The 13,207-nt window shown below is 50.0% G+C and carries 10 protein-coding genes; 2 read left to right on the forward strand and 8 right to left on the reverse strand.

The window, feature by feature from the left end; translation table 11 throughout:
- The 5 genes from accB to metG all read right to left on the reverse strand — a co-directional run bounded on the left by accB (position 1) and on the right by metG (position 6,858).
- Entirely contained in the window at positions 1-519 is a 519-nt protein-coding gene (gene accB / locus NATSA_RS09765; protein ID WP_210512117.1) for an acetyl-CoA carboxylase biotin carboxyl carrier protein, read from the reverse strand.
- Positions 520-548: 29 nt separating this feature from the next.
- Complete coding sequence (gene efp / locus NATSA_RS09770; RefSeq protein ID WP_210512118.1) at positions 549-1,121, reverse strand: elongation factor P; 573 nt, start codon at positions 1,119-1,121, stop codon at positions 549-551.
- Between the two features lie 157 nt (positions 1,122-1,278).
- Positions 1,279-2,634, reverse strand: a complete 1,356-nt coding sequence (locus tag NATSA_RS09775; protein WP_246481780.1) for a sodium-dependent transporter — start codon at positions 2,632-2,634, stop codon at positions 1,279-1,281.
- A gap of 110 nt (positions 2,635-2,744) precedes the next feature.
- Entirely contained in the window at positions 2,745-4,766 is a 2,022-nt protein-coding gene (locus tag NATSA_RS09780) for an alpha-amylase family glycosyl hydrolase (protein ID WP_210512120.1), read from the reverse strand.
- A 64-nt stretch (positions 4,767-4,830) separates the two neighbouring features.
- On the reverse strand, positions 4,831-6,858 hold the full coding sequence (metG, locus tag NATSA_RS09785) for a methionine--tRNA ligase (protein WP_210512126.1): 2,028 nt from the start codon (positions 6,856-6,858) through the stop codon (positions 4,831-4,833).
- Positions 6,859-7,374: 516 nt separating this feature from the next.
- Here metG and NATSA_RS09790 point away from each other — a divergent pair.
- A complete protein-coding gene (locus NATSA_RS09790; protein ID WP_210512128.1) occupies positions 7,375-7,884 on the forward strand; it encodes a UpxY family transcription antiterminator in 510 nt (169 codons plus the stop codon).
- Positions 7,885-7,936: 52 nt separating this feature from the next.
- Here the strand turns inward: NATSA_RS09790 and NATSA_RS09795 are convergent, their stop codons facing one another.
- Both NATSA_RS09795 and NATSA_RS09800 read right to left on the reverse strand, forming a co-directional pair.
- Complete coding sequence (locus tag NATSA_RS09795) at positions 7,937-10,036, reverse strand: ComEA family DNA-binding protein (protein WP_210512130.1); 2,100 nt, start codon at positions 10,034-10,036, stop codon at positions 7,937-7,939.
- A 159-nt stretch (positions 10,037-10,195) separates the two neighbouring features.
- On the reverse strand, positions 10,196-11,122 hold the full coding sequence (locus NATSA_RS09800; RefSeq protein WP_210512132.1) for a PorV/PorQ family protein: 927 nt from the start codon (positions 11,120-11,122) through the stop codon (positions 10,196-10,198).
- A 253-nt stretch (positions 11,123-11,375) separates the two neighbouring features.
- Here NATSA_RS09800 and porD point away from each other — a divergent pair, with 253 nt between their 5' ends.
- Complete coding sequence (porD, locus tag NATSA_RS09805) at positions 11,376-12,230, forward strand: type IX secretion system protein PorD (RefSeq protein WP_473763342.1); 855 nt, start codon at positions 11,376-11,378, stop codon at positions 12,228-12,230.
- Here the strand turns inward: porD and NATSA_RS09810 are convergent.
- Positions 12,221-13,207 (reverse strand): lysylphosphatidylglycerol synthase domain-containing protein, encoded by a 987-nt coding sequence (locus NATSA_RS09810; protein WP_210512136.1) that lies wholly within the window; start codon positions 13,205-13,207, stop codon positions 12,221-12,223. The two genes, porD and NATSA_RS09810, sit on opposite strands and share 10 nt — an antisense overlap.

Genomic DNA, 13,207 nt, shown 5'->3' on the forward strand with positions numbered 1-13,207 from the left:
TCAGGAGGGATCAATGAGAAATAGCGGCTGGTCGTACTCAACCGGCTGGGAATTATCCGCCAGAATCTGTACGATCTTTCCGGAGTGCTCCGACTCAATCTCATTCATGATTTTCATGGCCTCCACTATGCAAAGGACATCTCCCTTGGAAACGGAATCGCCAATTTCAACGAATGCATCTGATTCGGGTGAAGGCGACCGGTAGAAGGTTCCTACTATGGGTGATTTTATGGTGATGTATTTGTCATCTTCAGAGGTACTCTCAGCTGTCGGCTGCGGCTGATTTGCAACCGGCTGCTGCGGAGGAGCATTTTCAGGAGACGGCTGCGGGGCCTGCTGAGTCATCTGATACCCGGCACCGGCCTGGCTTCCCGCGTAAACGGGTGCAGATTCGCTCTTGTATATGGTATCAGCCTGTTTTTTGACTTTGATTTTAAAGTCTCCCTCCTCAATTTCCACCTCATTGACATCACTCTCGGAAATCAGGTTAAGCAGGTTTTTTACGGTTTTTAAATCCATAAGAGATAGTTAGACAGGATAAATGACAGTTATATTTTCACACGTTCCAGATACGAACCTTCCTTGGTGTTCACTTTCAGCATATCGCCTTCGTTGATGAACAATGGTACCTGAATGGTTGCCCCGGTCTCGAGTTTGGCTGATTTGGATCCACCCTGGGCCGTGTCACCCTTGACTCCGGGTTCGGTTTCAGCAACCTTGAGCACAACCTGGTCCGGTATTTCGGCAAACAGGATTTCCTCGTTTTCTGCATGTACAACGACCTGAACATCCTGATTTTCTTTCAGAAATACAGACCGGTCGATCTTTTCTTCAGGAACGGGTATCTGTTCAAAAGTTTCCTTGTGCATAAAGTGGTAAATATCACCTTCCCTGTACAGGAACTGGTAGGGGCGACGCTCAACGCGCACGGCTTCTACGGATTCACCGGCGCGGAAGGTCTTGTCCAGAACTTTGCCGTTGACCACTCCTTTCAATTTGGTCCGGACAAAGGCGCCGCCTTTTCCGGGTTTGACATGCAGAAACTCAAGTATGCTGTAAATCTCACCATTAAGCATAATGGTGAGGCCGTTGCGAAAATCGGATGTTGAAACTTTTGCCATAAATAAAAAGATAATGATAATATTCTATATAGAAACCAAAAATACCACTGTTAGCGCTTGGAGACAAATTCTGAGTTGTTTTTGTATAGCCCCGGCTTACTGTGTGATACCAAAAGCGGGGTGCGGTCGATATGGGCACTCAGTAACTGCTGAAATGTCAGAAGATCAGATTGTAAAGGGTTGTAATCAGAACCAGTGCAATCAGTACCGGGCAAATGTATTTGATGAAAACTCCCCAGATAAGCGGGAACTTGCCGTTGTCGACATCACTGTAGCCATGCCTGAGCTCGGCAACAGCATTTTCGGTTTTCCAGAAGTAGGCAAGAAAAATACTGAGCATCAATCCGCCCAGGGGAAGCCCGACATTGTTGAAGATGGTGGCGAACACGTCAATCAGGTCAATGTTGAATGAAATTACGAGAGATACGGTTACGACAATGCTGCCGACGATCAGTGACGCCTTTTTCCTGGCAATTTTGTGTTCATCAATGATATAGGAGACAGGCACTTCCAGAAGGGATATGGTTGAAGTGAGAGCAGCCATGCTCAGCAGTATGAAAAAAGCCATGCCGAAGATCAGGCCAAACATGCCGCCCATGGCTTTGAACATGTCCGGAAGTACGTCAAAAACAAGTGTTGCACTGGAAAACAGCCTGCCGTCTTCACCCATAATGGTGATTCCGGCACTCTGGGCAACAAACATGGCAGGAATGATCAACAGTCCGGCCAGGAAGGCAATACTCATGTCAGCAACAGTCACATACGTTGCTGATTCCACTATGTTCTGATTTCTTTTCAGATAGGACCCGTAAGTCAGCAAAGCGCCCATCCCCAGGGAAAGGGAGAAAAACGCCTGGCCGAGAGCAGAAAATACAAGCCCGGTGTCAACGAGTGAGAAGTCGGGCAGGAGGTACATTTTCAGCCCTTCGGAGCTTCCTTCCAGGGTCATCACATAGCCGATCATGATAATCAGGACAAGAATCAGAATGGGCATCATGGTCTTGGTGGCACGTTCAATGCCGTTGCTGACGCCGCCGTTGATGATCGCCACGGTTCCGGTCATGAACAAGATGGTGAATATGGCATTTTTAACTCCGTTCTGAAGATCGCCGAACCACTCGGAAAGAGCTGTGAGACCGGTAAAATAAAACAGTTCTTCAAAAATGTAGCTGAATGTCCAGCCGGCTATGACCATGTAAAAGGTGAGAATCATCACACCGCAGATCACACCCCAGATACCGATTAATGGCGGAAACCAGCCGTTGCCGAGTTTTTTGAACGCACCCACAGGGTTTCTGCGGGTATGACGCCCGATTGCGAACTCAGCAATCATGACCGGCAGGCCAACTGCAAGGCAGCAAATGATGTAAATCAGAATGAATGAAGCCCCGCCGTTGTCAGCAACCTGCGTGGGAAATCCCCAGATATTTCCAAGCCCCACTGCAGAACCGGCTGCCGCCAGTACAAATCCCAGTTTTGTATTCCATCTACCCCGATCCTTATGTTCTGACAAGATAATTCTCCGTTTTGTCCTGCTCAGTCCTATAATTATTCTGCCTCGAAGGCACAAAATATTTCATTTGTGCTATTCAATTCAACTTAAAAAAGAAGTTGGCTCAACCGTCAGGCGGATGTGCGGCGCAGTATGATTCCGGATGTCCGGGGAACGTCAATTTTTTTGCCGCGGACCGGAACCGGTTTGTCCGCATATATCCCGCTATGATCGGCAATTAAGTCCCACTTTCCTTCAGGCAGGTGCACAGCGTGATCCGAGTCCGGATTTCCGTTCAGACTTACCAGGTAAACGGTTTCCGGAGTATGCTTTGCAGAAACTTCAAATGTGATATGGCGTGCATCTTCGTACGGGTGGAAGTTGATATCACGTGCTTTTGCCAGCCGGAAAGCTTCGGTGTTTTTACGGAGCCGGATAAGTCCCCTGTAATAATCGAACAGCTCCGGATTGTAACCAATTTCCGAAAAATCGAGATAATTGGTGGCGTTGTCTTTTTCGTAACTGTTGTGATCCAGTTTCTGAGCGTCCGGATCGTTATTGTTTTCCGGCACGATCCATTTTGAGCGGGCCCACTCCTGGCCCTGGTGAATCATCGGAATTCCCTGAGAGGTGAACAGGAAGAGAGCGGCCAGTTTGGCACAGCGCATCTCCTGTTCGTCAAGAGCAATAGTTGACAGTTTATGATCAAACTGTTTGTCTTTCTTTTGATGATCCAGAGCAATGCGGATGAAATCGCCAAGCGTATACCCGTCGTGTGACTCCAGGTAATTCAGGGCATGTTCCTGACGGTGAAAGCGGCCGTTGGATTCATGAATCAATGTGCCCCGTATGTAGTTTTCAAGTGCTTCGCGGTTGGTCTCGTAATGCCACCGGCCGAATATGAATCCGGGTGTGAATATGGGGTCATAGCCCTTCACCCCGTTCCGGATCTGGTCATTCCAGGAGCTCCATCCGTGTCCGGAAAACCCGGTGGGGTCATATCCGCCGCCCCATGGCTCGGCGATGAGCAGCGCATTCGGATTGATTTTATCTGTTTCCTTGCGGATTTCGGCGATGGTCTGCCGGTCAATCAGGTTGGCAAGGTCGAACCGGAATCCGTCAATGTGGTACTCTTTCATCCACCAGACTACCGAAGATACAATCAAATCCCGGATATACGGATCTTCGGTCCGCAAATCATTACCGCACCCGCTTTCAGAAGTGAGGTTGCCGTCATGGTCTGTCCGGAAAAAGTCCTGCTGGTCAGTGTATTTCAAAGGGCTCAGGTCATATTGTGAGACATGGTTATAAACCACATCCATGATCACAGCTATACCTGCCTTGTGCAGTTCCTTGATAACCTGCTTGAGTTCCCTGGCCGCAACTTCCGGACTGCCTCCGTACTCTCCGGGATGTGAACCGGCATCGGACGCATAGAGGGTTTCGGGTGCAAAAAAGAAGCTTGTCATGTAACCCCAGTAATTCCGGCTGTACGGATTCCATGTATTCAGAAAGCCCTCTGGTGTATTTTTGTTAAAGGGAGGCTCGAAGCCGGCTGCCTTCTGCAGCGGAAGAAATTCTACTGCATTGACGCCGAGTCGCTTGAGGTGTTCAATGCCCCCGGTTATTCCCGGCTCGATGAAGCCGTTGTAGGTTCCCGGGGCACTTGACCCGGCGGAAGGATGGGCTGTCAGGTCCTTGACATGAGCTTCATATATGACAAGATCCCGTTGTTCCTCGGGGATGACGAAGGTATCACCTTCCCAGTCAAACGGTTCTGATGATACGATGCGTGTTCTGGCGTGCTGCTGATAATGGTTTAAGGTTTTTACCTGTAGGGACCATGGATCTGCGATCAGGTGATCGGTGTGCAGAAGCGCGTGGTTGTCTTTCGGATGCGATATGCGGTAAGCATAGTAGAACCCGGTATAGTCGCCGGGCAGTTTGAGATGCCAGGAGCCGTCATCCAGCTTGTTCATGCTGTGGGATTCGCCTTCCTGCTGCTCATAAGTTTCGAAAATTACAAGCTCTATGAGTTCGGCTTTTGGACAATAGAGCCGGAAAAGGCAAAATGTGTCCATTTGCCGGGCACCCCAGCGAATAGCTGATTCTGCAATTTTACTTCCTGTAAATCGATCTCCGTTACGAAACACTATATGTAAATACTCCTGGGTATGATAAATTATCAGCAGATCAGCAGATCAGCAGATCAGCAGATCAGCTGATGATGCTGCCGTTCTGCGCGTCTGAGGTGAGAAATTTGAGTTTGCCGTCCGGTGTCTCAGCCATCAGAATCATTCCTTCACTGGGAATGCCCATCATTTTTCTTGGTTTGAGATTGGCAACTACAGTGACCTTTTTCCCCGTAAGTTCATCCGGGTCAACCTGTCCGGCGATGCCGGCCATGATTGTACGTTTCTCAATGCCAATATCAACGATTACCTTTATCAATTTATTGGATTTGGGGACCGGCTCAGCAGTGATAATCTCACCGACACGCAAATCCAGCTTGCCGAAATCTTCAAATGTGATGGTGTTTTTCAGCGGTTCAAGCTTGGGTTCATCGGCTTCGCTTTCCTTGCTCTGCTCCTCGAGCTTTTTCCACTGCGCATCGATGACATCATCTTCAATTTTTTTGAACAGAATTTCGCCCTTTTCTATAGGGTGTCCTGCCGGGATAGTCTGTTCGCCAATATCGGCCCAGCCGGCTTTTTCAATATTCATGTAAGATCTGAGTTTCGCGCTGGCATCGGGGATGACCGGATCAAAAAGAACGGATAATGCTGCCGATACCTGACAGCACACGTTCAATACCGTGGCACATCTTTCCGGATCGTTTTTCCGAAGATGCCAGGGCTCCATTTCGGTAAAATATTTATTGCCAAGCCGGGCAAGCTGCATGCTTTTCTGGATGGCTTCACGGAAGCGGAACGTCTCATAAAGCCCGGCGATTTCATCCCTGAGCCGGCTGATATCACTAAGCATGGTTTTGTCCTTATCCGACAGGGGGCCGGCTTCCGGGACGTTGCCCTCATGGTACCGGTTAGTGAAAGAGAGCGTCCTGAAAATAAAATTGCCCAGGATGTCGGCAAGTTCTCCGTTGATATGCTCCTGAAAATACTTCCAGGAGAAGTCAGAGTCTTTTGTTTCCGGAAGGCCTATGCCGAGTACGTAGCGAAGCAGGTCCGGCTCAAAATCTTTGAGGTATTCGTGGAGCCAGACGGCCCATCCCCGGGATGTTGACAGTTTCTTGCCTTCCAGGTTGAGAAACTCATTAGCCGGGACATTTTTGGGAAGAATGTAGCCGTCATACGACATCAGTACGGCCGGAAACATGATGCAGTGGAAGACGATATTGTCTTTGCCGATAAAATGGATGAGATCGGTATCCTCGTCACACCAGTACTTTTTCCACAAATCAGGCTGCCCGGAATTTTCCGCCCATTCTTTGGTAGCCGAGATGTAACCGATAGGGGCATCGAACCACACATAGAGCACTTTGCCCTCTGCTTCTTCCAGGGGTACCGGGACGCCCCAGGTCAGATCACGGGTGACCGCCCGGTCTCCCAGGCCAAGATCAAGCCAGCTTTTGACCTGTCCCATGACATTGGGTTTCCAGTTTTCGGTGCTGTCAAGCCATTTTTTCAGATCGTCCTGGAAATCACCCAAAGGCAGGAACCAGTGTTCGGTCTCTTTCCGGACCGGCTGCTCATCGGTGACCATGCTTCTCGGTTCAATGAGGTCGGTCGGGGAGAGTGAGGTGCCGCATTTTTCGCACTGATCGCCGAATGCTTCGGCATATCCGCAGTGCGGACACGTACCTTTTACGTATCGGTCAGGAAGAAACATCCCGGCACGTTCATCATAAAACTGGATTTCTTTTTTCTTCTTGAACACCCCTTTTTCATTGAGTTTCCTGAAAAAATCCCGGGATGTTTCATGATGGACTTTCGAGCTGGTTCTGCCGAAATAATCAAATGTTATACCGAACTCTTCGAAGGTTTTTTTATTCATCTCGTGAAACCGGTCCACAATTTCCTGTGGAGTGACCCCTTCTTTGTCGGCTGCAATGGTTATAGGTACACCGTGTTCATCAGATCCGCAAATAAAAACGACATCTTCACCGCGCATTCGTTTGTAGCGCACATAGAAATCGGCAGGTAAATAGGCTCCGGCCATATGGCCAAGGTGTATGGGGCCGTTGGCGTACGGAAGTGCGGAGGTTACCAGCGTTCGTTTACCCATAAAGATATGAAGTTGATGCTATGAAAATTAATAATTTGCGGACGGGACGAGTCCAATATTTGGTATCCTTTAAATATACGGCAAGAACAATCAAGATGAAATGCCCATGGCGGCTTACCGTCACAAAGGAGCATGATTATAGCCAACATGGGTATTTCACTTCGTGACCTTCGGTTCATGTGACGTCAGAATCATAAATTATTAACAGATGAATTATTAACAGATGAAATGCCAATGACCGGATATGATTCCTGAAATTCAGGCTTATGTTAAACAAGTCATGGAATCGGAACTGATGTTATGAAGCCTGATTTTTGATAAAGCAATGAAAGTGGCAGTTAATATGACAGCCACAGCTGCAGCCAGAACCACAGCCACAACCGCAACCATATGTTCAAAACAGGATAATCCCAATGCGCATTCAAAATCTTCTTCAATTATGCTGGTATCTTTCTTTGCAACTTGGGATATTTAAGTTTGAATGAATTCACAAATTATCATGAGTTGCGACGCGCTATGAATACCCGATGGTATGTCCTTTACACCAGGCCCAGATTTGAGAAAAAAGTCGAGGAGAGACTCAAGGAGGCGGGGTTTGAAGCCTGGCTGCCCGTTCAGACGGTGGTCAGGCAATGGAGCGATCGGAAAAAGAAGGTTGTAGTGCCTCTGTTTAATGGATATGTATTTGTCCGGACCGAAAGAAAACAGCTTTATCATGCTGTTACGGTCGACGGCGTTGCTTGCGCTGTGACGTTCAACGGGGAGCCGGCTCCCATTCGGGATGAACAAATTGATATGATAAAAAAGATTCTCATCGGTCCGGATGCTTTCGAAGTTACAGAACGAAACTTCAAAAAAGGAGAACCGGTGGAGATTGTGGACGGACCACTTAAAGGAAACCAGGGAAAATGGATGGACTGGAGGGGCAGCAAGCGGGTTTGTCTTGAAGTTGAACAGCTGAATCATGTAATCCTGGTCGAGGTTCCTGCTCCGTATATTCAGAAGCTCAAGTCGGACCCGGTATAATTGCTTCTTCCACGGGGTTCAAGTTCCTGAGCGGACACTTCCCGGCATTTTGTCAATATTGAAAAATCAGCTGAACGCCTGCCGCAGAACGCACCGGACCGGCAGTCATGTCATGGCCCGTTCCAACATGCGCCCGGTCAAAATGATGTGTCCGGCTGTATTTTATTTCTGCCAGAATGGAATCAAAGGGACGATAGCGCACGACCAGGTAGCTGCGCCGCCCGGTTCCGTAAACCATGCCCGATGCCATGGAATGTGTCAGATCATGCTGGTAGACATGCAGCCGAGACGAGAAACCAGTGGTCTGGAATGCCGTCAGTCCCATGTCAACCCGCCAGCGCTTCCGGAACGCAGTTCGAATCACTTTGGTCAGTGACATCCCGTTGTTTGTTTCCTGATGCAGACCACCGGTTCTGACCATATCATACTGCGATCTTAAAAAAAGACTGCCGGTAACATGCCAGTCAATCTGAAACCGGCCGGCCAGACGTGTGTCATAACTGCTGATTCTGATATTCCTGAGATAATCATCCTGAACCTCCGCCTCTGTGTCGCGTTTTTTGTATCGCAGCCGAACGTTGATGCTCATTCCTGTCGACGGCCGGTACTGAAGCGCGATCATCGGTTCATATCCAGCCGATGGCCGGATGTTACTTCTGACGGGAGCAGGAAAGTGGAATCTGTCGAGAAATCCGTGTATATGAAACCTGCTGTGGGGACGAACACGAAAACCCGCATACCAGCCCGACTGATTCCCGGGCGGAGCACTGCCCTCGCCAAATGCACTGCCGGATTCCGACCAGTAGCCGGGCCCATAGTTTCGCAGGGATAAAATCCAGTCTGAGATGCCGATTGTTCCGGATATCCCCGCGATCCATGCATTCCGGGATGCTGTATTCCCGGTTGTTGAATTCCCGGTTGTTGAATTCCCGTTTACCGAACTCCCCGTTGAAAAAGGATGTAAAGCCTGACTGTATCCGGATGCGTCATCTCCAGATTCACTGAGTTTCAGCGCATATTCTGCAAACAGGCGAAACCTGTTGTGTGTAACCACAATGTCTGAACTGATGTTGCGGGTATCACGTCCCCTGAATGGTGACGATCCGGATGCGGGAACAACCGGCCGGTTCAACCGGAATGAAGCATATGTGACCCCGGCAGACCATCGCTGACTTCGGACCGATATATTGCCGCCGGTAACAAATTCTTTCGTGTTGTTTTTTCTGGACAGTTCGTTTTCAGTGCGATGGAACGGGCTTTGGGAGGGAGGTCTTATGGTATCTCCCTGCAGTTCAACAGCAGTGCGGTTGCGGGAGGAATGGAATCCGGAAATCACCAAAGCCGGGTCTCCGGATTTTGTTCGGTTGCCTGAACTGTTTATGGGGCTTCGGGTCACAAAGGGCACTGGAAGCTTTGTTTCTGCAGCCACTCCACGCAGGAACCCCGCCTGCCCGGAGGATCCGTATGGCATAATCCCATGGGCTCTGCGGTATGGCGCGGTGTGCGAAACCCCGCCTTTGCCAAAAGAGGCACTGCTCCACATCACAAGTCCCTGACCAAAACGTGCCGAATAATCTCCCAAAACAAACCTGCTGACCGGCCCGGTGTCACTGATGGAGATGTTGGCAGAGGTGAAATCAAATCCGGCCGGCGCCTCGAATGGCTCACCCGGCAGCTTTACTTGGGTCAGATTGGCTGCAACCCGGCTTCCGGATACCTGTTGTCTGTGCTGAAGCCGGAAGGGCGGGCCGAGATAGTGGGGTTCTGTCCCATCTTGTGCTGAATACCCCGATGCTTTCTCAAGCACCTGCTGAAACCGGAACATTTGCCTTACAGTGACATCTTGCCGGACTGAATGCAGTCCCGATCTTTTGTGACCGGCGGAAAGCCATGGGCGCAGAGAAGCAACTTTGGCAGTTCCGATTCCACGGATCTCCTGAAGATCTTCGATTGATGAAATGTGGTTATGACTTCTGTGTTCATCAATCATATGTACTATGCGCTCGGGGATGCCCGGGATCATCAACAACTTTTCGATAGCAGCACGGTTAACATCCAGAGGAAAAATTTCGGACAGGTCTTCAAGGTAAGCCTCCATCGCTTCCTGACTCTCGAATTCATCGTAGTCTGCATACTCAAGAAAGAGTTCCAAAGGAGGGTCCGGCTCAGCTCCGGAGATTGCGGAATCATATGCTTCCGCTTTGCCGGCATAAAAAATATAAGCGAGCGCAGACACAGCAGCGATGAAACCGGTCATGAAATTGCTAGAGGCGTATTCAGAGAGCATGATTACGAATCCATTGGCTGCATTTCAGATTGTTACCAGCAAATCTATCCCGGGACTCATCCCCAAAACATGGTGATGCTGGACCGCCATGCTGACCCGGAAACGGGAAAGTACCAGCCCCGTCCCGGCTGTCCAGGTAAAAGGACTCGATATCCAGCCGCCCCGAAGAAAAAATCCATCCATCGGTTCCGCTTCAAATCCGGTGCGCAGGGATATTGGAAACAACACATCCTTGACGAGGTCAGCCGACAAGACCAGGCGGTGCGCAGTGTCCCATGACAATCCACCGGCAATTTCGGCCGGATAAACGCCGGATTGGGTGTTTCCTGACTGCGTAAGCATCAGATTGGTTACACGAACCCCTGCCGTTATCTGGCCTGTGGCTCTGACAGCGAGACCTGCATCAATCAGCGGCGAACCGCCGGCCCCGTATCCTTCAATTCTGAGATGAGTGTAATTGATGACAGCTCCCAGTTGTATACGCTGCCGGCGCACGGCCCATCCCAGACGCAGGTTTGTTTCCCGGTAGAGTTCAAATCCATAGGTATGGATGCCGGCCGAAATGGCGTTTTGAAACTTTTGCGATGAAAACAGACTGCCGGCCGGGATTGTGATAAATGCCGCCTGATCCTGGATCTCACTCAGGCCAAAATATCGTATGGCAAACACTCCGAAGGCTCTCTCTTTGGAATTGATCATTGCCGGATTGTGAAAAACAGCCCATTCGTCCCCGGTCAGAGCTGTATGTGCCTCGCCCATGGCGATGCTTCTGCTGCCCATCGTCCACTGACCAAAGCTGTCGCCTGCAAATGCAGCTGAAAACACCAGAAACAGCAGCAGGTGCGGGCACAGGAGTGCACGGCACCGGAGCCGTAACCACGAAAGGGTGGTTTCTTTGCCATCGCGCCCGGCTTCACGGAGGGAACGGATATTTTTAAAATGTTTATCCACGCTAAACTCAGGGTATTGGCGTTATTTTTAATGATCCCTCAGGCTGCCTGACGGTTGATTGCCTGACGGATCTGCAGCGTTTTCTTCTTAATTCGCAAAAACCTGTTGCAAATTCGTTATCCATAAAACTCTCCGTTATCTTGCATTGCCTTTGAAATGCAGATAACTTTACAGCAGCAACCTTACCAGCGACAGCACAAACAGACGATAATTGATGCGGCTACTTCTCGCCTTTTTTTCTGCAATACTGTTGATGATGCCAGCACAGGCCCTGGCTCAGCAGGTTTTCAATGTATCGGTTGATCTCAACACGAGCCAGATCAGCACCACAGATCATGAGTACATTTATGATCTGGAGCCGATGATCAAAGAGTATCTGGAAAACAACCGCTGGACCGAAGACCGGTTTGAAGATGTGGAGCGCATCAACGTGAATATCCAGGTTGTGATTAATTCGGTCGAAGACCGGAATTTCAGTGCCACGCTGCTTGTATCCACCGAAAGGCCCATTTTCAATACCCTCCAGGTCACCCCGGTTCTGGTCATCACCGACAACAACTGGTCATTTGAGTTCGGAAGCAGCACCAATCTGCTGCACGACACCTACCAGTACGATCCCATCGCATCCGTCCTTGACTTCTACGCCAACATTATTCTCGGCTTCGACTACGATACATTTTCGGAGTTGGGGGGACAGGATTACTTCCGCAATGCCCGCCGTATATCAGACCTCGGTGAGTCTTCCGGATCGGGATGGACGGCAAGCGGATCCCGCCGCAGCCGCAGCGACCTGGTCGCTCAAATGCTTAATCCCAATTACGAGGATTTCCGGACTGCGCTCTACCTGTATCATCGCAAAGGCCTTGACCTGTTTACGCAGTCTCCGGACGAATCACGCGACAATATCCTCGAGGCGTTTGATCTTATCCAGCAATCCCAGCGCAGAACCAGTGCCCGCCATGTCTTTGAACTGCTTTTTGCTGCCAAGCACCGTGAGTTCAGGGCTATATTTATGGAAGCAGACACCGAGCGCCGGCTTGAAGCCTACAACATTCTGACGACCATAGACGACAGCCGCATCTCTGAGTACGAGCGGCTTCAGAGATGACCTGACCGTTCACCTGACCTTTTACCTGACTGTTTTCTTCTCTGACGGATTTCGTGTATCCCGAGAACGGTAATGGCCGCCGCAAAGGGGATGATGAAATAGAACAGGCGATATACCAGCACGGCGCTCAGGATTTGTGAAGACTCCACAAAAGCCCCGAGCATAAGCACGAGTATGGTTTCAATCACGCCGAGTCCGCCGGGAACCTGACTCAGTATTCCCCCCATGAAACCGATAAGGTAGATGGCCAGAAACAGAGGATAGGAAAGCTCATCGATAGGAGGGAGCAGCAAATACAGGATCAGCGATGATGTAACCAGATCCGTCGAGGAGACCACGATCTGACCGAAAGCCACATGCACCTCAGGCAGTTTGAAAATTTTCCCCCGGAAAACGATGGAAGCACGGATAAACCGGCAGAGAATCAGATACAGCACCGTGAGTGCGATGAATATCCATCCGAGTATCTGCAGATTGGGCAGGGGCCAGTCCACCGACGCCGGTATGCGGACCGATGTTCCGGCGAAAATCACCCCGCCAAGTGCCATAAAGCCGACCCACAATGTGAAAGCGCAGAATCCGACCACCTTGGTCACATTGAATCCGCTGATTCCCATGGATGAATAGATGCGGTACCGCATGGTTCCGCCCACCAGCAGCGAAGGCGTGATATTGTGGCTGAAGGCAAATCCCAGGAAGGATGCCTTGGCCACTTTTTTCCACTTCAGCCTGATTCCGAAATTGTACAGCGCCAGTTTGTCATAAAACGTCAGGATCAGATAACCGGCAATCGTGACCCCGAAAGCCAGCATCAGCTGATGGTCCGGTATCAGCCGGACATGCTCCCTGAACGTGCTCCAGCTGAATTGCTGAACCTCATTCTGCAGAATCCAGATAGCGATGATAAACAGGCTCAGCCCGATCAGCGGCAGGATGTTGCGTCGTCGGAAGATTCTTTTGAAAAGGGATGTGCTCAC

This window comes from Natronogracilivirga saccharolytica (genome assembly GCF_017921895.1).
In the GTDB taxonomy this organism is placed as follows: Bacteria; Bacteroidota; Rhodothermia; order Balneolales; family Natronogracilivirgulaceae; genus Natronogracilivirga; species Natronogracilivirga saccharolytica.